The following is a 25,407-nucleotide window of genomic DNA, read 5'->3' on the forward strand; positions in this document are numbered from 1 at the left end:
GCCGTCGACGGCCGCCCCGCCGGATCCCGGCGGGGCGGCTATCGTCCGGGCATGTCGTCAGAGGTGACCGACTCGGTGCTGGACTGGCTGCTGGACTCCGATCCCGCGCTCCGCTGGCAGGTGCAGCGCGACCTGGCCGGTGAGCCGCCCGAGGTCTGGCGGGCGACCCGGGCCCGGGTGGTCAGCGAGGGGTTCGGGGCGCGGTTGCTGGCGCTGCAGGAGCCGGACGGGCAGTGGGCGCACGGCGCCTTCTTCCCGAACGGGCTGGCCTGGGAGACCGAGGGGGCCGGCGAGCCCGGGCAGCCGTGGACGGCGACCACCTGGACGCTGAACTCGTTGCGGGAGTGGGGCGTCCCGGCCGAGGTGCTGCAGCAGCGGCACACCGTGGAGCTGCTGGACGAGCACTGCCGCTGGGAGTACGACGACCTGCCCTACTGGGGCGGCGAGGTCGACTGCTGCATCAACGCCTGGACGTTGGCCAACGGCGTGTGGCTCACCGCCCCGGACATCCGGCCTGACGTGGCCGGGATCGCCGACTGGTTCGTGCAGCACCAGCTCCCGGACGGTGGCTGGAACTGCGAATGGGTCGAGGGCTCGACCCGCTCCTCGTTCCACTCCACGCTGAACAGCCTCAAGGGGCTGCTGGCCTTCGACGAGGCGACCGGCGGCAACGACGCCACCCGGGCCGCCCGCCGCGCCGGCGAGGAGTACCTGCTGGAGCGAGACCTGTTCCGCCGGTTGACCACGGGTGAGCGGGTCGGACCGTGGGTCGACCACTTCGCCTACCCGATCCGGGCCAAGTACGACGTGCTGAACGCCGCCGATCACCTGCGCGCGGCGCGCCTGGCCGACGGCGGGCCGCCGGACCCACGGATGGCCACCGCCATCGAGATGATCCGGGCCGCCCGGCAGCCCGACGGCACCTGGCTGCAGGCCGGCCGCGATCCGGGCCGGGTCTGGTTCGAGGTGGACGCGCCGACGCGCGAGCCGTCGAAGTGGGTGACGTTCCTGGCCGTGCGGGTGCTGCAGTGGTGGGACGAGCGCTGATCAGGTGGCGGTGATCTCGCCGGGGTCGGTCCGCTCCGCCGCCGCTCGCCGATCGCGGCGGTGCTCCTCGATGGCGTGCTGGTCGCGGATGCGCTCGGCCCGCCGGTCCCGCATGCGGGCCATGATGCCGAGCGACGAGACGACCCCGAGCGACAGGAAGCCGAGCACCCAGAGCAGCAGGGCGCCGACGCTGAACGAGCCGTCGTCGGCGGGCGCGGCGATGAGCAGGTGGGTGGCTGCGGCGAGCGCCGGGCCCAGGATGGTCATGGTGAGGTCCTTCCGACTGCGGTGAGCTCGAGTGCGCGTTCGGACGCGGTGATGACGGCGGTCAGCTCGTCGCGCAGCCGGACCAGGTCGGCGTCGTCCATGCCGAATCGCGCGGCGATGGTCGGCGGCACCTGCTCGGCCTGCCGGCGGAGCGCCACACCGGCCTCCGTGAGCCGGACCTGCAGCACCCGCTCGTCATCCGGGTCGCGCTGCCGGGTGACCAGGCCGGCCGCCTCCAACCGCTTGACCAGCGGCGACAACGTCGGCGGCTCCAGTTTCAGCAGTTCGGCCAGCCGTTTGACCGACAGCGGCGCGTGCTGCCAGAGCGCCAACATGACCAGGTACTGCGGGTGGGTCAGGCCGAGCGGCTCCAGCACCGGTCGGTAGGCGGCGACCACGGTGCGGGCGGCCACCACCATGGCGAAGCACAACTGGGACTCCAGCGCGAGTGGGTCCTGCCCTGGCGGGATGTCCGGTCCGGCGTCCATGTGATGAGGGTAGCAATGATGAGGGCACTCCGCATTGCGCTGTTGCGTCCCGTCGGGTGGTGATCGTCGCCCGTCGCCGGTGCCGCAGACTGGGGCGGTGAACGCGCGGAGTTTCGGGGTCGAAGAGGAACTGTTGCTGGTCGACCCGGTGGCCGCGGCCCCCGTGGCGGCCGGGGACGACGTGGTGACGGCCACCGTCCGCCGGACCGGTGTGGACGCGGACCGGGTCGACCACGAGTTCAAGGAACAGCAGGCCGAGTTGGGTTCGGTCCCTGCGCTGGAGGCCGAGCCGTTGCGGGCCGACCTGATCCGGTTGCGCCGGGCCATGGCCACCGGAGCCGCGGCCACCGGCGTCCGGATCGCCGCACTGGCCACCAGTCCGCTGCCCACCCGGCCGTCCGCCACGGATGACGAGCGGTACCACCGGATGACCGCCGAGTTCGCGGTGATCGCCCGCGAGCAACTGACCTGTGGCCAGCACGTGCACGTCTCGGTCGACTCGCCGGAGGAGGGCGTGGCGGTGCTGGACCGGATCCGCACCGACCTGGCCACGATCCTGGCGCTGTCGGCCAATTCGCCGTTCTTCCAGGGGCAGGACACCGGCTACGCCAGCTACCGCACCATGCTGTGGGGCCGGTGGCCCACGGCCGGCCCGACCGAACGGTTCGGCGATCCGGCCCGGTACCGGCAGGTGGTCGACACCCTCATCGCCTCGGGCGCCGCGCTGGACACCGGGATGATCTACTTCGACGCCCGCCTGTCGGCCAGCTATCCGACCGTGGAGGTGCGGGTGGCCGACGTCTGCACCGACGTCGATGACGCGGTCGCCGTGGCCGTGCTGATCCGGGCGCTGGTCGAGACCGCGGTGCGGGACTGGCGTTCCGGTGTCCCGGCGCCCGACGTCCGGGTCGAGGTGCTGCGCGGCGCCGCCTGGCGGGCGGCCCGGTCCGGCCTGGCCGGTGAGCTGTTCGACGTGCGGGCGGGCCGGTTGCTGCCCGCGCTGGACGCGGTCGGCGCCCTGGTCGATCGGGTCGGGCCGGCGCTGTCCGCCACCGGCGACCGTGCTCTCGTCGACGCATCCCTGCAGCGGTGGGCCGCGGTCGGCACCGGCGCCGACCGGCAGCGGGCGGCCGCCGCCGCGGTCGACGGGTCGGTGCGGGAGTCGCTGATCGGCGTGGTCGACGACGTGGTGCGGCGCACGGTGGTGCCCGACCCGGTCGCCTGACCCGGCCGGGCACCGGCCGATCACCAGGTCACGGGCACCCGGTCCAGTCCGTGCACGATGGACAGCTCGCGGAAGGTCAGGTCCCGCGGGGGCACGGCCAGCCGGAGTTCGGGGAAGCGGCGCAGCAGCCTCGGGTAGGCGATGCGCAGTTCGATGCGGGCCAGCTCGGCGCCGACGCAGCGGTGGATGCCGTGGCCGAAGGCCAGGTGGGCGGTCGCCGCCCGGTGCGGGTTGAACTCCTCGAGCGATCGGCCCCGGTGCGCGGGGCATCCCGACGCAGCCGCCTCGGTGGGGCGGCCCGCGGCGGGGAGCGCCGGGTCCCGGTCGGCCCCCGAGAGGGAGCACAGCACCATCGATCCGGCCGGGATCGTGACTCCGCCGACCTGCACGTCGGTGCGGGCGAAGCGGGGGAACGCCACCTGCACCACGGTCAGGTAGCGCAGCAGCTCCTCGACCAGCTGCTGCACGGCATCCGCGTCGCCCGAGCGCATCACGGCGGCCGCTTCGGGGGACTGCAGCAGCAGCACCGCGCCCATGGCCAGCATGCTGGCCGTGGTCTCGTGCCCGCCGACCAGGACGCCGTCGGCCAGTCCGGCCAGTTCGCGGTCGGTGATGGCGTCACCGTGCTCACGGATGATGGCGCCGAGCAGCCCGTCGCCCGGGTGGGCCCGCTGCTGACTGACCAGCTCGGACATGAACACCAGCGACTCGCTCATCGCGTCCAGGCTGTCGAACATGCCGCCGAACAGGTCGAACCGGCCGGCCGAGAGCCGGGTGAACGCCTCCCGGTCGGCCACCGGCACGTCCAGCAGCTCGCTGATGACCAGGGACGGCACCGCCACGGCGAACTGACCGACCAGGTCGACCGGTGCGTCCGGGGCGGCGGCACGGGCCTGCTCCATCGCGTCCAGCTGCTCGTCGATGACCGCCTCGATCCGCGGGATCAGCCGCTGCAGCCGGCGGACGGTGAACTCCGGGGTGAGCAGCCGGCGCAGCCGGGTGTGCTTGGGCGGGTCGGCGAACCCCAGCCCGCCCGGATCCTTGTCCTCGTCGGCCAACCCGCCGGTGGCCTTGGTCAGGTTGGCGAAGTCGTTGCTGAAGTCGGTGGCGTTCATCAGCACGGTCCGCACGTCGTCGTACCGGGTGACCAGCCAGGCGCTGATGCCGAACGGGAACTCCAGCTTCGTCACCGGCTGCTCGGCCCGCATCCGGCCGAGTTCGGCCACCGGGTCGAACGCCTCCCGTTGCAACGGCACGAACGCAAGATCGGTCATGGTGAGGCGTCTCCTGACGAGCTGGGGCGGACCTGGAGGAGCCGGCCCGCGGTCGAGCAGCCGGTCTCCACCAGATGGACGGTCCTCGTCGCCATTCAGTTCCTGGGCGACTGGAGCCGGCCCGATGGTCGATGGCGCGGTACCCGGGAACGGGCGAGGCCCGGACCTCCGATGGGGAGGAGGTCCGGGCCTCGGTGCTGCGATGGGGCTGCAGCGGTGGGTGCTGCGCTGGTCAGCTGCGGGACGCCACCGGGGTGAACGTCACGCCCTCGAAGGTGCCGGCCGCCCGCCAGTCCGCGAGGACCTGGAAGAACGTGTTGCCGCCCGGCAGGTACGCGCCCGCGAACAGGGTGTTCGGGTCGTCCGGGTTGCCTTCGTTGTTGCCCGAGCTCGGGGTGCACTCCCACTGGGCCTGACGCATCGCCGGCGTCTTGGCGTTCCGGACCGTGTCGACGTAGGCCTGCTCGGCCTCCGCGGTGGGCTCGAGGAAGGCGCCCCGTCGCTCTGCCTCGGCGATCACGTGGGCGGCGTGCTCGGTCTGCTCCAGCGCCATGTGCGTGTAGCTGACCGAGAACGCGGTCTGGGTGAAGCCGAGGTAGAAGCAGTTCGGGAAGTTGTTGGCGTACATGCCGTGCAGCGTCCGCAGGCCGTTGGCCCACTTGTCAGTCAGCAGCTGCCCGTCACGGCCGTGGATCTTCAGCCCGGTGCCGTACAGGAAGCCCATGCCGAGGTCGAACCCGGTGGCGAAGACCAGGCAGTCGATCTCGTAGGCCTGGCCGTCAACGACCACGGCGTTCTCGGTGATCTCGTCCGGGCCGCGGCCGTCGGTGTCGACCAGCTCGACGTTCGGCCGGTTGAACGCGGGCAGGAACCCGTCGTGGAAGGTGGGCCGCTTGCAGCCGTATCGGTAGTACGGCTTGAGCGCCTCGGCCGCCTTCGGGTCTTTGACGATCTCCTCGACCCGGGTGCGCATGCGGCCCATGATCTCGAGATCGGTGACCTCGGGATCCTTCTGGGACTTCGCGAACCAGCCGGCGATCTCGGTCCAGCCGTCGTCGACCAGGTCGCCCTGCTCCTCGGGGACCGGGAAGCCGGCGGCGGCGGCGGTGAAGTTCCACATCCGACGCTTCTGCCAGCCCGGCTCGGTATCGGTGTTCCAGCCGTCCTCGGTGGGGCGGTTGTTGCGCTCCCACACCGCCGAAGGCGTCCGCTGGAAGACGTACAGCTGGTCGGCCACCTCGGCCAGCTTGGGGACGGCCTGCAGGCCGGTGGCGCCGGTGCCGATGATGCCCACCCGCTTGCCGGCCAGCTTGGCCAGGTCCTCGCCGGCGAACTCGGGAGCCCACCGGCTGGTGTGCCAGGCGCGACCCTGGAACCGATCGATGCCCTTGATGCCGGGCAGTTTCGGTGACTGCAGCCGGCCCGGGCAGATGACCAGGTAGCGGGCCTGGATGGTGTCGCCGCGGTCGGTGCTGATGGTCCAGCGGCCGGAGGCGTCGTCCCAGTGCGCCTCCTCGACCTGGGTCTGGAACACCGCATCGCGGTACAGGTCGAAGTGCCGGGCGACCCGCCGGCAGTGCTCGTAGATCTCCGGCTGGTGCGCGTACTTCTCGGTCGGGACGTACCCGGTCTCCTCCAGGAACGGCAGGTAGACGTAGGACTCGGTGTCGCACTGGGCTCCGGGATACCGGTTCCAGTACCAGGTTCCCCCGACGTCGCTGGCCTTGTCGATCATCATGACCCGGTCGAGGCCGACCCGGCGCATGTTCACGGCCATCTGCAGCGCACCGATGCCGGCACCGATGATGACGGCGTCCACGGTGGTCTGCATGGGGTCGCGGGCGCCGTCGCCCTCGGCCCAGGGGTCCTGGCCGAACTTCGCCAGGTCGCCCTCGAGGTGGAGGTACTGGTCCAGGCCGTCGGCCCGGATCCGCTTCGCCCGCTCTTCGCGGTACTTCTCGCGCGCCTGTTCCGGCGTCAGCTCCGCGGTGTCCTGCATGGTGTCTCGCTTCCTGAGCAGTGCGGTCAGCGGCTGGCGATGAGCGCGGTGTACATCGAGGCGCCGCCGTCGACGACGATGTCCTGACCGGTGACGAACTTGGCGTTGTCGCTGGCCAGCCAGAGCGCGGCGTTGGCCATGTCCTCGGCGGTGCCGGCCTTGCGCAGCGGCGCGGCGTTCACCATGTGCTCGCGGACCTCGGCGATCGCCAGGGCGTCGCCGATCATGTCGGTCTGCACCACGCCGGGCAGGATCGCGTTGCAGCGGACGCCCTGCGGTCCGTAGGTGATGGCGATGGCCCGGGTGATCGCGCAGAGCGCGCCCTTGGTCGCCGAGTAGGCGTGCGCGCTGGTCATCCCGACGATGCCGTGGATGGACGAGGTGTTGATGATCGAGCCGCCGCCCCGCTCGATGATCATCGGAATGCCGTACTTGCAGGTCAGGAAGGAACCGGTGAGGTTGATCGCAATGATCCGGTTCCAGTCCTCGAGCGTGCAGTTGACCAGGTCGTCCATCCCGATGCCGAACCGCTTGGTGGCCGAGTTGCCGATGCCGGCGTTGTTGTAGAGGACGTCCAGGCCGCCCATGCCCTGGGCCACGGCGAGCAGTGCCTGCACGTCGTCCGGGTCGGAGATGTCGCCGGCGTAGCCGTTGGCCTCGCCGCCGAGTTCGCGCACGTCGGCGACGGCCTTCTCGACCGACTCGGAGTCGAGGTCGTTGATCACGATCCGGGCGCCCTCGCGGGCGAAGATCTTGGCGGCGGCCAGGCCCTGGCCCCGCCCGGATCCGGTGATGACGACGATCTTGCCGTCGAGCTGCCCCATGCTGATTCCTCTCGTCGGTGAAAGGTGGTGCGAGCGCCTGCGCCCGTCGAGGGCGCCCGGGGGAGTCGTCGACGACACACGCAGCCGGCGGCGCGACGATGTCGCCAGCTGCCGGTGTGGCTGTCATCCAGGCTAACGACCGGTCGTTCGTGTCGGCAAGTCGTGGCGTGGCGCGGCGGCCGGGGACAGGCAAGCCGTCGCGTCCGGATGCGGCGGGAACGGGTCTGGCGGCGGCTCGGACGGCGGGTCGGATCCTGCGCGGGCGGCTCAGGACGCGGTGCGACGCCGCCGGGCCGGGGCCTTGGTCTCGGTCACCTCGCCGGCATCACCGTCGGCCGAGGCGTCGTCGGTACCGGTCTTGCGGGACCGGGTGCCGGTGCTCCGCTTCGCGGCCGGCTCGCCGGCCCGGGACGCCACCCGGGAACGGGTCGCCTTCTTCGGGGTCGTATCGGCGGGCTCGTCGCCGGCGGTCTCGGCGGCGGCGGCCCCGCGCTTGCTGCGCTCGACGCTGCGTTGCAGCGCCGCCAGCAGGTCGACCACCTCGGCGTCCTCGCCGGTGTCGGCCGCCTCGGCCTCGGGGAACGCCTCGGCGCCGGCCAACCGGGCCTCGATGAGCTGCTCGAGCTCCTCGCGGTAGGTGTCGGTGTACTGCTCCGGGTGGAAGTCGTCGGCGAAGCTGTCGACCAACGCGGCGGCCATCTTCAACTCGGCCGGCTTGATCTCCACCGGCTCGTCCAGCGATCTGAAGTGGGCCTCACGCACCTCGTCCGGCCACAGCAGCGTCTGCACGACCAGCACGTCGTCCCGTACCCGCAGCGCGGCCAGCCGTGTCTTCTGCCGGAGCGCGAAGTGCACGATGGCCACCCGGTCGGTGCTCTGCAGCGTCTGCTGCAGCAGCACGTACGCCTTGGTCGACTTCGACGCCGGCTCCAGGTAGTAGCTCTTGTCGTAGAGCACCGGGTCGATCTGCTCGGACGGGACGAAGCTGGAGACCTCGATCTCGTGGTCGTTGTTCGCCGGCATCTCGGCGAAGTCCTCGTCGGTCAGCACCACCACCCGGCCGTCGGGGGACTCGTACGCCTTGTTGATCTGGCTGTACTCGACCTTCTCCCCGCACACCTCGCACACCCGCTGGTAGCGGATCCGGCCGCCGTCGGCCGCGTGCACCTGGTGGAAGCGGATGTCGCGTTCCTCGGTCGCGGAGTACACCTTGATCGGGACGTTGACCAGCCCGAACGCCAGGGAACCCTTCCAGATGGATCGCATGGAACCATCATCGCTGGCCAGGGGGGCGATGGCGAGGGGCCGTACCCGATCCGGTGGCCACCGGGCGAGGGACGGGGAGGGGAGGACGGGTGCCGGCACGTTCCGCACGCACGTCGGAGACCGACGGCGGCATGGTCGAGCTGGACGGCCACCGCTTCAAGCTGACCAACCTGGGCAAGGTGCTGTACCCGGACACGGGCACGACCAAGGCCGAGGTGATCGGCTACTTCGCCGAGGTGGCGCCGGTCATGGTGCCGTTGTTGGCCGGCCGACCGTGCACCCGCAAGCGCTGGCCGGACGGGGTCCGCTCGCAGCCGTTCTTCCAGAAGAACACCGACGCCTCGACGCCGACGTGGGTGCGGCAGGAGTCCATCGAACACACGTCCGGCACCAACCACTACCCGGTGGTGGACCACGCCTCGACGCTGGCCTGGTTGGCGCAGAACGCGGCGCTGGAGCTGCACGTCCCGCAGTGGCGGTTCGACGATGCCGGGACGCCGCGGCATCCGGACCGGCTGGTCTTCGACCTCGATCCGGGACCCGGGGTGGGCCTGGCCGAGTGCGCCGAGGTGGCCCGGCGGGTGCGGGACCGGTTGTGGTCCAGTGGGGTCCGCTTGCCGGTCGTGCCGGTCACCAGCGGCTCGAAGGGGTTGCACCTGTACCTGGCCCTGGACGGCACGCTGACCTCGCAGCAGGCGTCGGAGTGGGCCAGGGCCATGGCCGAGGCGGTGGAGGGCGACCTGCCCGACCTGGTGGTGTCGCGGATGACCAAGGCGCTGCGCACCGGCAAGGTCTTCATCGACTGGTCGCAGAACAACGGCAACAAGACGACGATCGCGCCGTACTCGTTGCGCGGTCGGGAGACGCCGACCGCCGCCGCACCGCGGGACTGGGACGAGCTGGACGACCCGGAGTTGCGGCACCTGGACATGCATGAGGTGCTGGCCCGGCTGCGCGAGTCCGGTGGCGCCGACCCGATGGCCCAGCTGTCCGCCGAGCAGGCCCCTGCCCGCCGGTCGAGCAGCGGCTCGCGGACGCGGGTGTCAGCCGCGGCGGCAGCGGCCGCGACCGCGGAGCAGGACAAGCTGGCCGCCTACCGGGCCAAGCGGTCGGCCGACCGCACCCCGGAACCGGTGCCGGCGGCGGCTGCCCTGCCGGTGGGTGGCAACGACACCTTCGTCATCCAGGAGCACCACGCCACCCGGCTGCACTACGACGTGCGGCTGGAGCGGGGCGGGGTGCTGGTCAGCTGGGCGGTGCCCAAGAACCTGCCCACCGACCAAGGGCAGAACCGGCTGGCCGTGCACACCGAGGACCACCCGCTGGAGTACGCCACCTTCTCCGGGACCATCCCGAAGGGCGAGTACGGCGGCGGCCGGATGAGCATCTGGGACAGCGGCCACTACGTCACCGACAAGTGGCGCGACGACGAGGTGATCGTCTGGTTCGACGGCGCGCGCACCAAGGGCCGGTACGCGTTCATCCGCACCGGAGGCGACAACTGGTTGGCCCACCTGATGGCCGATCAGACCCCGCCCAAGACCGGCGCCTCCCCGGCGGCGTCGTCACCGGAGCCCGCTCGCCGCGCCACCCGCAGGGCGAGGACGGAGCCCGACGCCGCCGCACTCGAACCGCCCCCGACCGGCATCGAGCCCATGGCCGCCAGTGCCGGGTCGGTCGCCGCGCTGGCGAAGGACGCGGACTGGCGGTTCGAGGGCAAGTGGGACGGCATCCGGGCGATCGCCCGGGTCGGCCCGGACGTGTTCGAGCTGCGCAGCCGCACCGGCCGGGACATCACCGCCGGCTACCCGGAACTCGCCGAGCTGGCCGAGCTGCTCGACGGGCACAGCGTCGTGCTGGACGGCGAGATCGTCGCCTACGCCACCGCTGCAGGACCGTCGGGGGACGGGGCCGGCCGCACCGACTTCGGGCTGCTGCAGCAGCGGATGAACCTGGTCCGCCCGGCCGAGGTGCGCACGATGGTGGACGCCGTCCCGGTGACGTACTTGGCCTTCGATGTGCTCTACGTGGACGGGATCTCGCTGCTCCATCGCGGCTACGACACGAGACGCCAGCTGCTGCAGGCGCTACCGCTGCACGGCGATCGGGTGCGGGTGCCGGAGGCGCTGACCGGGACGGTCCAGGAGGCGCTGGACGCCACCGACGAACTGGGCTGGGAGGGCGTGGTGGCCAAGCGGGCCACGTCGGTCTACCAGCCTGGCAAGCGCTCGGGTAGCTGGATCAAGCTCAAGCACCAGCGCACCCAGGAGGTGGTGCTGGTCGGCTGGAAGCCCGGGAACGGCCGCCGCGCCGGCACCATCGGCTCGCTGCTGCTGGCCGTACCGGCCGACGACGGCAGGCTGCGGTACGCCGGCAAGGTCGGCACCGGCTTCACCGACGCCATCCTGGACGACCTGTTCCGGCGGCTGGACGAGCTGCGCACCCCGACCAGCGCGGTGGTCGGGACGGTGCCGCGGGCCGAGGCCCGGGGTGCGGTGTGGGTCGAGCCGGAGCTGGTCGGCGAGATCGTCTTCACCGAGTGGACGCACGACGACCACGTCCGGGCCGCGAGTTGGCGCGGGCTGCGGCCGGACAAACGGCCCCAGGACGTCCGGCTGGAGTGAGCCGCTCAGTCCTGCGGATCGGACGGGTCCTGCAGGCCTTGGTCGCGTGTCCGCACCGAGGTGTTGCCGGTGACCACGGCGCTGGCGACCCGCTCCGACGGAGCGTCCGAGGTGGTGGCGACGCCGCGGACTTGCGGTCATCACCGATGAGGCGACGGATCGTTCCGGTCGGACCTGGGATGCACGACGACACCAGGGAGACGAGATGAGTGACGACACCACGGCGGCGGCGAGGTCGACGTGTGGGTACGGGCCACGTTGGTCTGCCGGCGCACTCATGAACACGGACGAGTCGGTGGCTGATCGTGCACGACCACGAGCCGGCACCGTTCGAGGTGCCCGGCGACTGAACCAGGACCGCCGGACGGCCGCTCAGTCGGACGCCGGACGGTCAGGCACCCCGTAGCGGGCGAGGACGGTGAGCACCGCCTCCTCGACCGCGCCGGCGACGGACTCGCCGTCCGGAGCCCAGTCGATCAGGAACATCCGGGGCCAGAGCACGAAGTTGGAGATCATGCCGAGCATCTGGGTGGTCGCCATCGTCGGGTCCTGCACGTGCAGCGATCCGGCCGCGGCCGCAGCCTGGAAGTAGCGGCACACCTCGTCGAAGAACGGCAGCTTGCCGAGGTCGAACTGTCGACGCCCCAGCTCGGGGAACGACGGTGCCTCCGCGATGACCAGGCGGAACAGGCCGGCCATGCCCGGCCGGCTCAGCAGTTCCGCGTACTCGGTGCCGAGCGCGCGCAGGCCGGTCCGTGGGTCCGCGGGGTCGGTCGGTGCGGTGGGCTCAGTCGACCGGCCCCACACCTCGTCGACGATCGCATCGAAGACGTGGCTCTTGGTGGGGAACTGCTTGAACAGCGTCGCCTTGGAGACCTGGGCGGCCGTGGCGATCTGGGCCAGCGACGTGCGGCCGTACCCCTGCTCGCCGAAGAGCGCCGTGGCGGCGGTCAGGATCGCCGCGCGCTTGTCGGCAGCGACCTGCTGGTGGAACGAGGAGGCGCCGGGCATCCGTCGAGGGTACCCAATGGTGAGACACTTGACTCACCACACGTGGGCCGCCATGCTCGACCGGTGAGGTGAGTCGACCGACTCACCATCGGCGAGAGGATCCGCATGCACGAGCGACACGCGCAGGATGTCGTCCTGATCACCGGCGCCACCGGCGGCATGGGTGCGTCCCACGTCCGCGGCTACCACGCCGAGGGCGCCCGCGTGGTGATCGCCGGCCGGCGCGACGGTCCTGGACGGGCCCTGGCCGCTGAGCTCGGCGCGAGGGCGCAGTTCGTGTACCTCGACGTGACCGACGCCGAGCAGTGGCGTCGCGCCGTCGAGGTCGCCGAGACCACCTTCGGCCCGGTGACCGTCCTGATCAACAACGCCGGGGTACAGACGCCACCGGCGCCCATCGAGCACACCGACCTCGCGGCCTGGTCGTCCGCCCTGGCCGTCAACACCACCGGCCCGTTCCTGGGCATCCGGGCCGTCAGCCCGTCGTTGCGGCGGGCCGGCGGCGGGTCGATCGTCAATGTGGTCTCCACCATGGCCAATGTCGGCACCGCCTGCTTCGCGCCGTACACCGCCTCCAAGTGGGCGGTCCGCGGCCTGACCCGGACCGCCGCACTGGAACTCGGACGCGACGGGATCCGGGTCAACTCGGTGCACCCGGGCGTCGTCTCGACCCCGTTCATCAACGACCCGGTCCCGGGGTCCGACGTCACGATCGCCGAGGCCTACTCGCCCGACGCCTTCGCCGTGCCGCGCGTGGCCGAGCCCCGCGAGGTCACCGCCATGCTGTTGTGGCTGACCTCTCGGGAGGCGAGCTTCGTGACGGGCTCGGAGTTCGTGGTCGACGGCGGCCTGCTGCTGGGGCCGGCGTTGCCGGCATCGGAGTCGATCGATGCGTGAGGGCCAGGCGTCTGCTGCCCGGGCCGACCTCTCGGCCATCCGGGCGGCCCTGGCCATCGACCGGTCCTCCAGCGCGCAGGCCCGGACGATCGACCTCACGACGACCGGGGCCCGATCCGGGCGGGCCCACCGGATCGAGATCTGGTTCTACCGAGCGGGAGACGAGCTCTACCTGTCCACGGCTCCCGCCCGGCGCGACTGGTACGCCAACGTGCTGGCGCATCCGCGGATCGTCATCCACCTGAAGCACGGTGTGAGCGCGGATCTGACCGCCAGCGGCGTGCCCATCACCGAGCCGGGCGAACGAGCGCGAGTGCTGCGGGAGATCGTCGACGGGCTCCGGCATCCGGCCGATCGTGGAGGAGTGCAGAACATCGTCGGCGACGCGGACGACTGGATCGCCGGCAGTCCGCTGGTCCGGATCGACCTGGACGACCCGTCGCTGCTGCCCGGACGGTGATCGACCGGCCGCCGTGCCGCACCGGGAACGCCGGACGGCCGGTCCCGCGTGTCCGGGACCGGCCGTCCGGTGTCGATGTCAGCGCGCGTCGAGCAGGTGGACGGTCAGCCCTGGTAGCGGCGCAGCAGGGCGGCCAGGGCCTGGCCGCCGCCGATGCACATGGTGACCACGGCGGTCTCCAGATCCCGGCGGGCCAGGTCCTTGGCGGCGCGCAGGGTCAGGATGGCGGCGGTGGCGCCGACCGGGTGTCCCAGGGCGATGGCGCCGCCGTAGGGGTTGGTCTTCTCCGGGTCGAGCTTGGCGTCCCGGATGACCGCGACGGCCTGGGAGGCGAACGCTTCGTTGAGCTCGATGGTGTCGACGTCGTGCATGGCCAGCCCGGTGCGCTCGGCCAGCGCATCGAGCGCCAGCACCGGGGCGTACCCCATGAGCTCGGGTTCCATGGCCGCGGTGGTGACCGCCTCCAACACCGCGAGCGGAGCCAGGCCGAGGTCCTTGGCCACCGACTCGCGGGTGACGACCATGGCCGCCCCGCCGTCGTTGATCCCGGAGGCATTGCCGGCGGTGACGGTGCCGTCGGCCTCGAACACCGGTCGGAGCTTGCCCAGGATCTCCAGGGTGGTGTCCGGGCGGGGGTGTTCGTCCTCGGTGACGGTGCGGCTCTTCCGACCGCCGGTCTCCACCGGGACGATCTCCTCCGCGAAGGCGGCCTTGGCCTTCGCCGACGCGGCCCGCTGCTGACTCTGCAGCGCGAACTCGTCCTGCTCGACCCGCGACACCTCGTACTTGCGGGCGACGGCCTCGGCGGTGCGACCCATGTGCATGTCGTGGAACGGGTCGGTCAGCATGGCCACGGTGCCGTCGACCAGCACCCGGTCGCCGAGTCGGTTGCCGCTGCGGGCGGCGAAGTCCAGGAACGGCATCCGGGACATGTTCTCGTTGCCGCCGGCGACGGCGAGGTCGATGGTGCCCCAGCGCAGTTCCTGGGCGGCGGACCAGATGGCCTGCAGGCCGGAGCCGCAGAGCCGGTTGACGTTGAACGCCGGGGTGCGGGTGGGCAGGCCGGCGGCGATGGCGACGCGGCGGGCGTTGTACCCGTCCTTGCCGACCTGGCCGATGCAGCCCATGACGACTTCCTGGACCTGCTCGGGAGAGACCCCGGAGCGCTCCAGGGCGCCCTTCACCGCGAGCGCGCCCAGCTGGTGGGCGTCGACGTCCTTGAACGCCCCGCCGTACGAGCCGACCGGCGTCCGCGCGCCGTCGACCAGCACGATCGGATCGGTGTTCGGTGCAGCAACCACGATGTTCCCTCTCTGACTGACGATCTCGACCGGAGGTGCGGACCCCCCAGCTCAGGAACCCAGTGCCGCGACACCGCCGATGCGGGTGGCCCGCAGCCCGATCTCGATCAACGCCTCGGTCGCCCGTCCCATCTCGTCGGCGTCCGACGCGGAGATGCCACGCTGCATCCCCGCCAGGATCCGGTACCGGATCGACTCCATGATGACGGCCAGCTTGAAGCAGGCCAGCGCCACGTGGAAGTCCAGCTGCGACAGGTCACGACCGGTGACCCTCGCGTAGTACTCGGCCACCTCGTCACGGGTGAAGAAGCCGGGCGCCGTGGTGACGTCCGGGCTGACCGGCAGATCCCGGCGCAGCCTGTCCCCGGGCTCGGTCCAGTAGACGAGGACCACGGCCAGGTCGGCGATGGGGTCACCCAGCGTGGACATCTCCCAGTCGAGCACCGCGATCGGCCGGTAGGTCGCGGGATCCACCACCATGTTGTCCATCCGGAAGTCGCCGTGCACCAGCGTCGCGCCCAGATCCGGCACCTTCGGGCCCCGGTCGGTCAGCCAACCGGCCAACTCGCCCAGCGCGGGCAGTTCACGGGTCTTGGTGGTCTCCCACTGCCCGGTCCAGCGGCGGATCTGCCGCCGGACGTACCCGGTCGGCTTGCCCAGCTGGTCCAGCCCGGCCGCCGTCAGATCCAACCCGTGCAGCTGGGTCAGGGTGTCCAGGTGGTGGGCGCTCAGCGTCCGACGCTGCTCCGGCGTGAGCGCCGCGGTGTCCTCGGCGGTGGACAGCACCCGGCCGGTGACGAAGTCCATGACGTAGAAGTCGGCGCCGAGCACCTCGTGGTCGGTGCACAGCAGTCGCATGGTCGGCGCCGGGAAGTCGACCATGTTGAGCCCGGACTGCACCCGGTACTCCCGGCCCATGTCGTGCGCCGACGCCATCACGTGCCCGAGCGGCGGGCGGCGCAGCGCCCAGTCGCCGCCGGACTGGCGGATGCGGAAGGTCAGGTTGGACCGGCCCCCCGCCAGCAGGTCGACCTGCAGTGGCTCGGCTGCGTCGAAGCCTGGCAGCCTGCCGTCGAGGTACCGGGTCAGGGCGGCGACATCGAGGTCGGACGCCGAGGCGGTCGGCCCTTCGGTGGTCCGGTCGGACTCCGTCTCGGCGCTGGTCTCGGCGCTCATGAGTAGTCGCCCGGCAGCGAGCCGCTCTCCGAACGACGGACCGCGCGACGCGAGATTGCGCGGCGGTGCACCTCGCTGGGACCGTCGTAGATCCGGAACGGTCGGACCTCGCGCAGGATGTGCGGCAGCGGCGAGTCGTACGAGACGCCGTAGCCGCCGCAGAGCTGCACGCTGCGGTCGACGATCCGGTTGACGGCCTCGGCCACGAACACCTTGGCCGTCGAGGTCTCCTGCCGGGCCGGCTCGTGCCGGTCGAGCACCGCGGCGGCGTTCCAGATCATCAGCCGGCTGGCCTGGATGTCGATCTCGTTGTCCGCGATCTTCTCCTGGGCCATGCCCTGGTCGGCCAGCCGCCCGCCGAACATCGGGCGGGCGGTGGCGTAGGCGACGGCCACCTCGTGCGCCCGCCGGGCGGCACCCAACCAGCGCATGCAATGGGTGAGCCGGGCCGGCCCGAGGCGCACCTGGGCGTCGGCGAACCCCTCGTCGACCCGGCCCAGCACCGCGGAGTCCGGGACGACGCAGTGGTCGTAGATCAGCTCGCCGTGGCCGCCGGCGAATCCGCTGTCCAGGGTGGTGACGTGGCGCGAGATCGTCATCCCAGGGTGGCCTGCGTCGACCAGGAACATGGTGGCCGCCCGCTCGGACGTCCGGGCCATGGTGATGAAGAACGCGGCGCCGTCGGCCCCGGTGATCAGCCACTTGCGGCCGTCGATCCGCCAGCCTCCGTCCACCTTGGTCGCGGTGGTGGCCAGCATCTCCGGGTCGGCCCCGGCGCCCGGGGACGGTTCGGTCATCGAGAACGCCGACCGGACCTCACCGCGGGCCAGCGGGGCGAGGTACTGCTCCCGCTGCTGGGGGGTGGTCTTCTTGTCCAGCAGCAGGATGTTGCCCTCGTCCGGGGCGGCGCAGTTCAGCACGGCCGGACCGAGCACGCTGCGGCCGGACTCCTCCAGCACCACCGACTGGTCGCGGTGGTCGAGGGCCAGACCGCCGAACTCCTCCGGAGCGGTCGGCGCGAAGATCCCGGCCCGACGGGCCACCGTGCGCAGGGCCGCGAGCCGGTCGTCGGCCAGGCCGGCGCCGTGGGCGTCGATCTCCGACTCGGCCGGGATGACGTGCTCGTCGATGAAGGACCGGGTGCGCTGCTTGAGGTCTTCGATGCGCGGGTCGAGGGTGAGGTCCACGCTCATCGCCGATCACCGGCCACGCGGACGGCGGACAGACCGCCGGAAGTCGGGGTCGGCACGGCCCGGGACAGCCCCGAGCCTCCGTCACGACGGTCAACCACGGTGTTGTGCTCCTGTCTGCATCCTCGGCCGGGTGCCGTACATCCCCGCCTGGCGTCGCTGCCAGGCCCAGCATGGCGGATGACCGTGCGTCGAGACCAGGTCATCACGTGGAGGAGACGTTCACCGACCGACTGGTCGGCTGAGGCTCTGTCCTGCGGACGCCGGTGCGCTGGTGCAGGCAAGAACCGAGGCCGCGGGTCGAACACCGGCTTGCACGAGCGCACGTCCCTCCAAGTTCTGTGGCTGAAACCGATGACTGGCGCCGCCTGGACGTGGCGGTCGTCACAGGCTGCGAGTTACCGACTGGTCGGTCGATGCGTCGGGCACGGAGTCGGGTCCGACGGGGCCCGGTGAGCGGCCACGGTGATCAGGCGGCAGAGTAGGGAGATCACGGCTCCGACGCGCGCTCCAACGGCGGTGCGCGCCGGTCAACTCCACCCGACTCGACGGCGACGTCCGCACGGAGAGATGACATGACCGATCCGAAGACCAAACTCGACATCTACCGGACCATGGTCCTGGCCCAGAGCTGGGAACAGGCGCTCATGCGACTGATCGACGAGAACCTCGCCCCGGCCAGCTACCACCCCGGCCGCGGTTCGGAGGGCTCCGAGGTGGCCTGCACCATGGCGCTGCGGGAGAGCGACTACCTGCTCTACGACCATCGCGGCATGGCGCACATCATCGCCAAGGGCGTGCCCCTGGTCGGTCTGTTCGGCGACTTCCTGGGCAACGAGCTCGGCACCACCCGCGGCTACGGCGCCGGCATCGTGCACGTCGCCGACCCCGACCGCGGAGTGCTCGGTCAGTCCGGGACCCTGGGCGGCAGCCAGCTGATCGCCGCCGGTGCCGCCCTGTCGGCCAAGATCCGCAAGACCGACCAGGTCACCATGTGCTTCTTCGGGGACGGCGCCGCCAACCGCGGCACCTTCCACGAGGCGGCCAACGCCGCCGGTGCCTGGAAGCTGCCGTTGGTGTTCGTGGTGCAGAACAACGGGTGGGCCGTGTCCGTCCCCACCGAGTACTCCACCGGCGGTGCCTTCGTCGACCGGGCCAACGGCTACGGCTTCCCCGGGGTGGCCGTCGACGGCCAGAACCCTTTCGAGGTCCACGATGTCGCGGTCGAGGCGGTGGAACGCGCCCGGAACGGAGGCGGTCCGACCCTCATCGAGGTCAAGACGGTGCGCCTGCTCGGTCACTACCTGGGCGACCCGCAGGCGTACCGGGAGGCGGCCGAGCGGTCGACCAGCGCCACCCGCGACCCGATCGTCTGGGCCCGCGCCGCGCTCAAGGAGAGCGGCGAGGCCACCGAGGAGCAGTTGTCCGCCATCGAGGCCGAGGCCATCGAGCAGGTCGAGGCGGCCCGGGAGCAGGCGCTCGCCGGAGCCAAGCCGACCGCCGATGTCCTGACCGAGTACCTCTACGTCTGAGGAGCCTCCACATGACTGCATCGTCAGGTGCTCGCACGATCACCTACAGCCGCGCGATCACCGAGGCCCTCGACGAGGAGATGGCCCGGGACGAGCGGGTCGTCGTCCTCGGCGAGGACGTCGGCCGGATGGGCGGCATCTTCGGCGCCACTCCCGGCCTCTACGAGAAGTACGGCGCCGACCGGGTCATCGACACCCCGATCTCCGAGATGTTCATCGTGGGCGGCGCTGTCGGCCTGGCCATCACCGGCCTGCGACCGGTGGCCGAGCTGCAGTTCGCCGACTTCATCGTCAACGCCGCCGACGAGACGTTGTCCAAGATGAGCAAGTGGCGCTACATGCACGGCGGCCAGTTCCGCGTGCCGATGGTGCTGCGCATGCCCGAGGGCGCGACCGGCGGCGGCGGGGCCGAACACTCGTTGTGCCCGGAGGCCCTGATGCTGAGCTACCCCGGCGCCCACATCGTGGTGCCGTCCACCCCGGCCGACGCCAAGGGCCTGCTCAAGGCGGCCATCCGGGACGACAACCCGGTCGGATTCTTCGAGCACAAGGCGCTCTACGCGACCCGCGGCGCCGTGCCGGACGACCCGGACTTCGTGGTGCCGATCGGCAAGGCCGACATCAAGCGTGAGGGCACCGATGTCACGGTGATCGCGTGGGGCCGGGCGGTGCACTGGGCGCTGGCCGCCGCCGATCTCGCCGCCACCGACGGCACCAGCGTCGAGGTGCTGGACACCCGGGGCCTGCGCCCGCTGGACACCGACGCGATCTTCGCCTCGATCGAGAAGACCGGCCGCGTGGTCATCGCCCAGGAGGCGCCGCGGACCGGCGGTGGGGCCTCGGAGATCTCGGCCGTGATCGCCGAGAACGTCATCGACCTGCTCGAGGGACCGATCAAGCGGATCGGGGCGATGGACGTGCCGATCCCGCAGAACCCGGCCCTCGAGGCGCTGGTCATGCCCACGCCGGCCGACATCCATCTGGCCGTCAAGGAGCTCGTGGGCTGACATGCACCTGATCCATCTGTCCCAGCAGGGCTACACCATGGAGTCCGGGATCATCGTGTCCTGGATGCAGCAGGAGGGCGACGCGTTCACCGCCGGCGACCCGTTGTACGAGGTGGAGACTCAGAAGAACACCGTCGAGGTCGAGGCCCGGGTACCCGGCACCATGGCGCGGATCGTCGCGCCGACGGGGGAGGACCTGCCCGTCGGCGCCCTGCTCGCGGTGGTCGCCGATCCCGGGGAGACGTTGACGGCCGAGCAGATCGACGCCGCGATCGCCGAGGAGTCCTCGGGTGAGGCCGGGCCGACCGAGCCGCCCGAGTTCGCACCCGGCGGGGCCGAGGGCCCGGCCGCGCTGGCCGGACGGGAGCCGTCGGGGTCACCGCTGCCCGCGGCTCCCGCCGCGACGACCGGGGCCCCGGCCGGAGGCCGGGTCCGGGCGCTGCCCAAGGTCCGGACCTATGCGGCCGAGCGGGGCGTCGACCTGGCGCTGGTGACCGGCACCGGGGCCCGCGGCGCGGTCACCGTCGAGGACATCGACGCCTTCCTGTCCTCGTCGGGGGCCGTCGGCTCGTCCGCCGCGGCCGGGTCCGGTCCGGCGACGGCCCTCCCCGGGGTGGCCGTGCGCGAACAGCGTCCGGTCACCGGTGCGCGCAAGGCCATGGCGGACAACCTGTCCCGCAGCTGGTCGGAGATCCCGCAGTTCGTCCAGCAGTTCCGGGTCGACCTCACCGCGGTGCTCACCTTCCGCGCCCAGCGCAAGGCGGCGGGGCAGGCGGTGGGCGTCACCGACATCCTGGTCGCCGCGATCGCCCGCGCGGCCGGCACGGTGCCCGAGGTCAACGCCAGCTGGACGTCCGGCGGGATCACGGTCTACGACGACGTCAACGTCTCGCTGGCGGTCAACACCGACCGTGGCCTGCTGGTCCCGGTGGTGCCCCGCACGCAGACCCTGGGCCTGGACGAGATCAACGCCGCGGTCACCGCGACGGTGTCGGCCGCTCAGGCGGGCCGGGGGCCGCTGGACGCGGTGCCCGGGACCATCACCCTGTCCAATCTGGGCCAGGGCGCGGTGGAGACCGGCATGCCGTTGGTCACCGCCCCGCAGTCGGCCATCGTCTTCGTCGGGGCGACGGTCGACACCCCGGTCGTCGCCGGCGGTGAGGTGGTCGTCCGTCCGCTGCTGGGCGTGGCTGTGGGCTACGACCACCGCATCGTCGACGGGGCCACCGGTGGCCGGTTCTGCGCCGCTCTCAAGGAGCTGCTCGACCATCCCGAGCAGCTCGAGGCGGCGTCGGTCCCCGGCTGACCGACCGGTCCGCGACGCCCGTCCTGCACCGCGGCTCGGGCGTCGCGGCGCGCCGGCCCGACGAGCCGGCGCCCACACCGTGCGGTCCGCGACCGCGGAGCCGCCACCATGCACCACCGAGAAGAATGCGAGCACCAACACCGATGAGCGGTCGTCGAATCGTGGTCACCGGAGCAGCCCAGGGCATCGGCAAGGCGGTGGCCACCCGTCTCGCCGAGGACGGCGAGAACCTCGTCCTGGTGGATCGCAAGGAGGCCGAGCTGCAGGCCACCGCCGCCGAGCTGGACGCCCTGAGCCGGGGCACCGTGGCCACCCGAGTGGCCGATCTGCTGGAGCTGGACAAGCTGCCGGCCCTGGCTGACGAGATCGACGACGAGGCGCCGATCGACGGGCTGATCAACGTGGCCGGCGTCGGTCTGATGTCCGTCTTCGCCGAGCTCGATCTGGCCCAGTGGCAGCGCACCTTCGACATCAACGTGACCGCGACGTTCCTGCTCGGTCGCGCGGTCGGCGAGCGGATGGCGCCGCGCGGGTCCGGGCGGATCGTGAACATGGCCAGCATCGCCGGCAAGCGCGGCAGCGCGGCCCTGGCCGACTACTGCGCCTCGAAGGCGGCGGTCATCTCGCTGACCCAGTCGATGGCCAGCGTCTACGGCCCGCACGGCGTCACGGTCAACGCGATCTGCCCGGGGCTGGTCTGGACCCCCATGTGGGAGGTCACCGGGGCCTGGCTGGCCGAGAACGTGCCGGCCATGAAGGACGCCGGCCTGTCCAACCACGACGCGTTCATGGCGTCGGTCAAGGCGCAGACGCCGCTGCAGCGGCCGACCAAGGTGGAGGACATCGCGGCGATGGTGCGCTTCCTGCTGTCGCCGGACGCCAACCTGGTGACCGGTCAGGCGCTGAACGTCGACGGCGGCATCGAGGTCCACTGACACCGGACCGCAACACGATCGGCAGCGGCAGGCGGCCCGGGAACCTGGCGGTTCCCGGGCCGTCGTCGGCTCGGTCGGTGACCGGGCTCAGCCGGCCGTCTGGCCCCGCGGGTGGGCCGCGATGCCCCGGACGAAGATGTCCCAGAACTGATAGGCGATCTCGCGAGGTCGTAGGGGACCGCTGGCCTGGTACCACTGGTAGGCCCAGTTGCACATGCCGAACAGGGCCAGTGCGGCCAGGCGGGGGTCGGTGTCCCGGAAGGTGCCGTCCGCGGTGCCCTGCTTGATGGCGTGCGCGACGGCCGCCTCGTACCGGTCCCGTTTGTCCCGCATGGCCGGTTGGTCGGCCTCCGGCAACTCGCGGTGGTGCTCGAAGAAGACCCGGACATGGCCCCGGTGCGTCTCCATCAGCTCCATGATGTCGACCATCACCTCGAGCAGGCGCTGCTCGGGGGCCAGCCCGGCCTGCTGGCGGCGCTCGTTCTTCTCCAGCAGCAGGTCGATGAACTCCTCGTGGATGGACGCCAGGATCTGGTCTTTGCCTGAGAAATAATGGTAGAGCGTCGGTTTCGCGATGCCGACGGTGCGGCCGATGTCGTCCATGGTGGTGTTGGAGTACCCCATGCGGTCGAACAGCTCGGCAGCGGACGTGATGATCTCGGCGCGACGGTCGTCGAGACTCATCCGTCGTCGCGCCGATCGGGTGGACGGTGCACGAGTCGGCATGACGTCTCCCCCTTCCCTGGTCTCGTCCCGCGACCGGCTCCGGTGCCGGGGCGGACGGCCCTCGGGGGTGGTTCCCCGGACCCGCCTCGTCGCGTCCGTGCATGTTCTCATCTGTGACCCGCCGACACCAGCATGTGTCTGCGCTGGTCGGGACGGTCGCTGAGCGGGCGGCCCAGACGGGGCTGCAGCGACCGCGATGCGACGGGCCGGGCGGACGGGCGCGGCTACCGCGGGGGCTCCTGGAGTCCTTCGCACGGCTCAGCACCCTCGATGCGAAACCCTTTACGGCATACCGAGTTGGCTGCTCTCGCTGATCCGGAATTCGTCGGCCGATGAACGTCGGTCGACACGCCCTCGGCCTTGACAGTGACCGTGGAACGGGAGTTCACTTCGCCCAACCGACCCGACGGTCGGATCCCGGTTCCGAACCAACGGAGGTTCTCGTCCAGGGCGGACACCATGCGCGCAGCGGTCGACACCGCGCCGCTGGTCACCGAGACTTCCGAACTGGCCTCTGTCCAGGAGGCGTTCGAAACCCAACTGGCCGCCGACGATGTCATGACGGTGGTCGTCACGATGGAGGAAGCCCCATGAACACCGGACTCGACGCCAAGGTCGTCGTCATCACCGGCGGAGCCAGCGGGCAGGGCCTGGCCGCGACCGAACTGTTCGCGGCCGAGGGGGCCAAGGTCATCGTCGCCGACTGGAACGAGGCCGGCGCCCAGGCGCAGGCCAAGGCACTCCAGGACAAGGGCGCCGACGCGATCGCCGTCGGCGTGGACGTGGCCGACGAGAGTGCCGTCAAGGGCATGATCGACGCCGCCGTCTCCCGCTTCGGTCGGCTCGACGTGCTCTTCAACAACGCCGGCGTCGGCTTCAGCTCGACCAACCGGTTCAAGATGGCCAACGTGGTGGAGACCCCGGTCGCCGACTGGGACGCCATCATCGCCATCAACCTCAAGGGCCCAGCCCTGGGGTGCAAGTTCGCCCTGCCGGTCATGGCCGAGCAGGGCGCCGGCGTCATCATCAACAATGCCTCGATCAACGGCCTGGTCGCGCTGTCCGGTGCAGACGCCTACACCGCGTCCAAGGGCGGGGTGGTCGCCTTGACCCGCGTCATGGCCGCCGACTGGGGCCCCAAGGGCATCCGGGTCAACTGCATCTGCCCGGGCGGGGTCGACACCCCGATGATCAACCAGGCTCTGGTGGACGACGCCGCGCGCGCCGCCGCCGGGGCCGGCAACCCCCTGCGCCGCATCGCGCAGCCGAGCGAGATCGCCTCTGTGGCAGTCTTCCTCGCCTCGGACGCGGCGTCGTACGTCAACGGGGTCATCATCCCCGTCGACGGTGGCGCGACCGCCATCTGAGCGATCCCGTCACCGACCTCTCACAGACGCGGGGCGCTTCCTCTCGGGGGGCGCCACCACGTGTGACCGCGACCGGCCGCCGATGACGGTGGCCGGCCCTCCGGTCGGGCGAGCGTGAGCATCGGGCCGGCTCGCCCACCTCGTGCGCACCGCGAAGTTCAACCTGCTGAACCCGTTCTGGTCGGCCGATCTCGGCCTCGACACCGCCCAGATCGGCAGTGTCTCGGCCAGCTCAGGGCATCCCCGGATTCCCGGCTCAGCTGACCGAGCCGGCCGGCGTCAGCCCCGACGCCGACACCGAGCGCGACCTGCGCTGACGCGGGCGCACTCCGACTCCGGCTCCCGGACCGTCAGCGTTGACGGACCGGGGGCCGGTGCTGGTTCCCGGCCTGATCCGGCAGGATCACGCGCAGTTCCCCGCCCGCCCAGCCAACCAGGAGTGACCTCGTGAGTGCAGCCGTCCCCGACACCGTCCCGGACACCATGCGCCAGGTCGTGCAGCGCCGCTACGGCCGCCCGGCCGAGGTCGCCGAGATCGACACCGTGCCGGTGCCGGTGCCGCGGGACGGGCAGCTGCTCGTGCGCCTCGAGGCCGCGCCGATCAACCCGGCCGAGATCCTGATGTTCGAGGGCCGGTACGGGTACGGCCCGTCCAAGCCGGCACTGCCGCGCAAGGCGGGCATCGAGGGGGTCGGCACCGTGGTCGGCGGCGCCACCGACGTCGTGCCCGAGGGCACGACCGTGGCCCTGCTCGGCGTCGACGGACTGTGGTCGGACTACATGGTCATCCCGGCCGCCACCGCGATCCGGCTGCCGCCGGACACCGACAAGGTGCAGCTGGCCCTGGGCATGGTGAACCCGCAGGCGGTGATCCTGCTGCTCGAGGAGCACGTGAAGCTGCAGCCCGGCGACTGGATCGTGCAGAACGCCGGCAACTCGGCGTTCGGACGGATCCTGGACACGGTGGCCCACGAGCGTGGGCACAAGGTCGTCAACGTGGTCCGGTCGCAGCAGGCGGCCGACAGCGTGGCCGGCCGGCTCACCGGTCCGGTGGTCATCGACGGCCCCGATCTGCAGCAGCAGGTCGAGGCGATCACCGGTGGCGAGCTGGCGGTGCTCGGGGTCGACGCGGTCGGGGGTGCGGCCACCAACCGCCTGGCCCACTGCCTGAAGGCCGGCGCGGTCGTGTCGAACTACGGCCTGATGTCCGGTGAGCCGTGCCAGATCGACTCGGAGCTGGTGGTGTTCAACGACATCCGGCTCGAGGGGTACTGGACGCCGCGGTCGATGCGCACACTGACCTCGGAGCAGATCGGGGCGGTCTTCACCGAGGCGTTCGACCTGGTCATCTCGGGCAAGTTCGACATCCCCGTCGAGCAGACCTACTCGCTGTCCGACGTGGGGGCCGCCCTCGAGCACGCCGAGCGCGGCGGCCGTGGCGGCAAGATCGTCCTGACCCGCTGAGACACACGTCCTCTCGACCCC

At 71.5% G+C, this 25,407-nt stretch carries 23 protein-coding genes; 12 read left to right on the plus strand and 11 right to left on the minus strand.

Features of this window, described 5'->3' with window-relative positions; genetic code table 11:
• Positions 1-51 precede the first annotated feature (51 nt).
• Positions 52-1,047, plus strand: a complete 996-nt coding sequence (locus JL106_RS17255) for a squalene cyclase (RefSeq protein WP_236007875.1) — start codon at positions 52-54, stop codon at positions 1,045-1,047.
• On the opposite strand, the gene JL106_RS17260 is transcribed toward JL106_RS17255, so the two are convergent.
• On the minus strand, positions 1,048-1,314 hold the full coding sequence (locus JL106_RS17260) for a hypothetical protein (RefSeq protein ID WP_205262001.1): 267 nt from the start codon (positions 1,312-1,314) through the stop codon (positions 1,048-1,050).
• Positions 1,311-1,802 (minus strand): MarR family winged helix-turn-helix transcriptional regulator, encoded by a 492-nt coding sequence (locus tag JL106_RS17265; protein WP_205262002.1) that lies wholly within the window; start codon positions 1,800-1,802, stop codon positions 1,311-1,313. The genes JL106_RS17260 and JL106_RS17265 overlap by 4 nt, the downstream gene beginning before the upstream one ends.
• Before the next feature lie 97 nt (positions 1,803-1,899).
• On the opposite strand from JL106_RS17265, the gene JL106_RS17270 reads away from it, so the two are divergent.
• Positions 1,900-3,027, plus strand: a complete 1,128-nt coding sequence (locus JL106_RS17270; RefSeq protein WP_205262003.1) for a carboxylate-amine ligase — start codon at positions 1,900-1,902, stop codon at positions 3,025-3,027.
• Positions 3,028-3,047: 20 nt separating this feature from the next.
• Here JL106_RS17270 and JL106_RS17275 read toward each other — a convergent pair whose 3' ends face one another.
• The 4 genes from JL106_RS17275 to ku form a co-directional block, all read right to left on the minus strand.
• Positions 3,048-4,301, minus strand: a complete 1,254-nt coding sequence (locus JL106_RS17275) for a cytochrome P450 (RefSeq protein ID WP_205262004.1) — start codon at positions 4,299-4,301, stop codon at positions 3,048-3,050.
• Between the two features lie 232 nt (positions 4,302-4,533).
• On the minus strand, positions 4,534-6,300 hold the full coding sequence (locus JL106_RS17280) for a flavin-containing monooxygenase (protein WP_205262005.1): 1,767 nt from the start codon (positions 6,298-6,300) through the stop codon (positions 4,534-4,536).
• A gap of 26 nt (positions 6,301-6,326) precedes the next feature.
• Positions 6,327-7,124 carry an SDR family NAD(P)-dependent oxidoreductase gene (locus JL106_RS17285; protein ID WP_205262006.1) on the minus strand — a complete coding sequence of 266 codons (798 nt, stop codon included), beginning with the start codon at positions 7,122-7,124 and terminating at the stop codon, positions 6,327-6,329.
• Between the two features lie 267 nt (positions 7,125-7,391).
• Positions 7,392-8,390, minus strand: a complete 999-nt coding sequence (gene ku / locus JL106_RS17290) for a non-homologous end joining protein Ku (protein WP_205262007.1) — start codon at positions 8,388-8,390, stop codon at positions 7,392-7,394.
• Between the two features lie 131 nt (positions 8,391-8,521).
• On the opposite strand from ku, the gene JL106_RS17295 reads away from it, so the two are divergent.
• Positions 8,522-11,014, plus strand: coding sequence for an ATP-dependent DNA ligase (locus JL106_RS17295; RefSeq protein ID WP_205262129.1), 2,493 nt, complete (start codon positions 8,522-8,524; stop codon positions 11,012-11,014).
• Between the two features lie 372 nt (positions 11,015-11,386).
• Here JL106_RS17295 and JL106_RS17300 read toward each other — a convergent pair whose 3' ends face one another.
• Positions 11,387-12,025, minus strand: a complete 639-nt coding sequence (locus JL106_RS17300) for a TetR/AcrR family transcriptional regulator (RefSeq protein ID WP_205262008.1) — start codon at positions 12,023-12,025, stop codon at positions 11,387-11,389.
• Positions 12,026-12,130: 105 nt separating this feature from the next.
• Between JL106_RS17300 and JL106_RS17305 the strand changes: the two genes are divergently transcribed.
• Both JL106_RS17305 and JL106_RS17310 read left to right on the plus strand, forming a co-directional pair.
• A complete protein-coding gene (locus JL106_RS17305; protein WP_205262009.1) occupies positions 12,131-12,922 on the plus strand; it encodes an SDR family oxidoreductase in 792 nt (263 codons plus the stop codon).
• Entirely contained in the window at positions 12,915-13,382 is a 468-nt protein-coding gene (locus tag JL106_RS17310; RefSeq protein WP_205262010.1) for a nitroreductase/quinone reductase family protein, read from the plus strand. Before JL106_RS17305 ends, JL106_RS17310 begins: the two co-directional genes overlap by 8 nt.
• Positions 13,383-13,486: 104 nt before the next feature.
• On the opposite strand, the gene JL106_RS17315 is transcribed toward JL106_RS17310, so the two are convergent.
• Genes JL106_RS17315 through JL106_RS17325 form a run of 3 tightly spaced genes read right to left on the minus strand, consistent with a single transcriptional unit; the run spans position 13,487 to position 17,052 of the window.
• Positions 13,487-14,683: a thiolase family protein gene (locus JL106_RS17315; RefSeq protein ID WP_205262011.1), complete on the minus strand. Its 1,197-nt coding sequence runs from the start codon at positions 14,681-14,683 to the stop codon at positions 13,487-13,489.
• A gap of 51 nt (positions 14,684-14,734) precedes the next feature.
• Entirely contained in the window at positions 14,735-15,859 is a 1,125-nt protein-coding gene (locus tag JL106_RS17320) for a phosphotransferase family protein (RefSeq protein ID WP_205262012.1), read from the minus strand.
• Positions 15,856-17,052, minus strand: a complete 1,197-nt coding sequence (locus JL106_RS17325) for an acyl-CoA dehydrogenase family protein (RefSeq protein WP_205262013.1) — start codon at positions 17,050-17,052, stop codon at positions 15,856-15,858. The genes JL106_RS17320 and JL106_RS17325 overlap by 4 nt, the downstream gene beginning before the upstream one ends.
• Before the next feature lie 572 nt (positions 17,053-17,624).
• Here JL106_RS17325 and JL106_RS17330 point away from each other — a divergent pair.
• The 4 genes from JL106_RS17330 to JL106_RS17345 all read left to right on the plus strand — a co-directional run bounded on the left by JL106_RS17330 (position 17,625) and on the right by JL106_RS17345 (position 21,829).
• Positions 17,625-18,581 (plus strand): thiamine pyrophosphate-dependent dehydrogenase E1 component subunit alpha, encoded by a 957-nt coding sequence (locus JL106_RS17330; RefSeq protein ID WP_205262014.1) that lies wholly within the window; start codon positions 17,625-17,627, stop codon positions 18,579-18,581.
• Between the two features lie 11 nt (positions 18,582-18,592).
• Complete coding sequence (locus tag JL106_RS17335) at positions 18,593-19,588, plus strand: alpha-ketoacid dehydrogenase subunit beta (RefSeq protein ID WP_205262015.1); 996 nt, start codon at positions 18,593-18,595, stop codon at positions 19,586-19,588.
• A 1-nt stretch (position 19,589) separates the two neighbouring features.
• The gene (locus JL106_RS17340) at positions 19,590-20,894 is read left to right on the plus strand and encodes a dihydrolipoamide acetyltransferase family protein (protein ID WP_205262016.1); all 1,305 of its coding nucleotides are present in this window, start codon (positions 19,590-19,592) and stop codon (positions 20,892-20,894) included.
• A 143-nt stretch (positions 20,895-21,037) separates the two neighbouring features.
• Complete coding sequence (locus tag JL106_RS17345; RefSeq protein ID WP_205262017.1) at positions 21,038-21,829, plus strand: SDR family NAD(P)-dependent oxidoreductase; 792 nt, start codon at positions 21,038-21,040, stop codon at positions 21,827-21,829.
• 87 nt (positions 21,830-21,916) lie between these two features.
• On the opposite strand, the gene JL106_RS17350 is transcribed toward JL106_RS17345, so the two are convergent.
• A complete protein-coding gene (locus tag JL106_RS17350; protein ID WP_205262018.1) occupies positions 21,917-22,513 on the minus strand; it encodes a TetR/AcrR family transcriptional regulator in 597 nt (198 codons plus the stop codon).
• 501 nt (positions 22,514-23,014) lie between these two features.
• Here JL106_RS17350 and JL106_RS21750 point away from each other — a divergent pair.
• From JL106_RS21750 to JL106_RS22220, 3 genes are all read left to right on the plus strand, one after another.
• Positions 23,015-23,149 (plus strand): hypothetical protein, encoded by a 135-nt coding sequence (locus JL106_RS21750; RefSeq protein WP_268928269.1) that lies wholly within the window; start codon positions 23,015-23,017, stop codon positions 23,147-23,149.
• Positions 23,146-23,922 carry an SDR family NAD(P)-dependent oxidoreductase gene (locus JL106_RS17355; protein ID WP_205262019.1) on the plus strand — a complete coding sequence of 259 codons (777 nt, stop codon included), beginning with the start codon at positions 23,146-23,148 and terminating at the stop codon, positions 23,920-23,922. Before JL106_RS21750 ends, JL106_RS17355 begins: the two co-directional genes overlap by 4 nt.
• Before the next feature lie 447 nt (positions 23,923-24,369).
• Positions 24,370-25,386 carry a zinc-dependent alcohol dehydrogenase family protein gene (locus JL106_RS22220; protein ID WP_205262020.1) on the plus strand — a complete coding sequence of 339 codons (1,017 nt, stop codon included), beginning with the start codon at positions 24,370-24,372 and terminating at the stop codon, positions 25,384-25,386.
• The last annotated feature ends 21 nt before the right edge of the window (positions 25,387-25,407 follow it).

This window comes from Nakamurella leprariae (genome assembly GCF_016918035.1).
GTDB lineage: Bacteria > Actinomycetota > Actinomycetes > Mycobacteriales > Nakamurellaceae > Nakamurella > Nakamurella leprariae.

Coding starts and splice junctions, on each gene's coding strand:
- JL106_RS17255 (WP_236007875.1), top strand. CDS start 52: ATGTCGTCAGAGGTGACCGACTCGGTGCTGGACTGGCTGCTGGACTCC.
- JL106_RS17260 (WP_205262001.1), bottom strand. CDS start 1,314: ATGACCATCCTGGGCCCGGCGCTCGCCGCAGCCACCCACCTGCTCATC.
- JL106_RS17265 (WP_205262002.1), bottom strand. CDS start 1,802: ATGGACGCCGGACCGGACATCCCGCCAGGGCAGGACCCACTCGCGCTG.
- JL106_RS17275 (WP_205262004.1), bottom strand. CDS start 4,301: ATGACCGATCTTGCGTTCGTGCCGTTGCAACGGGAGGCGTTCGACCCG.
- JL106_RS17280 (WP_205262005.1), bottom strand. CDS start 6,300: ATGCAGGACACCGCGGAGCTGACGCCGGAACAGGCGCGCGAGAAGTAC.
- JL106_RS17285 (WP_205262006.1), bottom strand. CDS start 7,124: ATGGGGCAGCTCGACGGCAAGATCGTCGTCATCACCGGATCCGGGCGG.
- ku (WP_205262007.1), bottom strand. CDS start 8,390: ATGCGATCCATCTGGAAGGGTTCCCTGGCGTTCGGGCTGGTCAACGTC.
- JL106_RS17295 (WP_205262129.1), top strand. CDS start 8,522: ATGGTCGAGCTGGACGGCCACCGCTTCAAGCTGACCAACCTGGGCAAG.
- JL106_RS17300 (WP_205262008.1), bottom strand. CDS start 12,025: ATGCCCGGCGCCTCCTCGTTCCACCAGCAGGTCGCTGCCGACAAGCGC.
- JL106_RS17305 (WP_205262009.1), top strand. CDS start 12,131: ATGCACGAGCGACACGCGCAGGATGTCGTCCTGATCACCGGCGCCACC.
- JL106_RS17310 (WP_205262010.1), top strand. CDS start 12,915: ATGCGTGAGGGCCAGGCGTCTGCTGCCCGGGCCGACCTCTCGGCCATC.
- JL106_RS17320 (WP_205262012.1), bottom strand. CDS start 15,859: ATGAGCGCCGAGACCAGCGCCGAGACGGAGTCCGACCGGACCACCGAA.
- JL106_RS17325 (WP_205262013.1), bottom strand. CDS start 17,052: ATGAGCGTGGACCTCACCCTCGACCCGCGCATCGAAGACCTCAAGCAG.
- JL106_RS17330 (WP_205262014.1), top strand. CDS start 17,625: ATGACCGATCCGAAGACCAAACTCGACATCTACCGGACCATGGTCCTG.
- JL106_RS17335 (WP_205262015.1), top strand. CDS start 18,593: ATGACTGCATCGTCAGGTGCTCGCACGATCACCTACAGCCGCGCGATC.
- JL106_RS17340 (WP_205262016.1), top strand. CDS start 19,590: ATGCACCTGATCCATCTGTCCCAGCAGGGCTACACCATGGAGTCCGGG.
- JL106_RS17345 (WP_205262017.1), top strand. CDS start 21,038: ATGAGCGGTCGTCGAATCGTGGTCACCGGAGCAGCCCAGGGCATCGGC.
- JL106_RS17350 (WP_205262018.1), bottom strand. CDS start 22,513: ATGAGTCTCGACGACCGTCGCGCCGAGATCATCACGTCCGCTGCCGAG.
- JL106_RS21750 (WP_268928269.1), top strand. CDS start 23,015: ATGCGCGCAGCGGTCGACACCGCGCCGCTGGTCACCGAGACTTCCGAA.
- JL106_RS17355 (WP_205262019.1), top strand. CDS start 23,146: ATGAACACCGGACTCGACGCCAAGGTCGTCGTCATCACCGGCGGAGCC.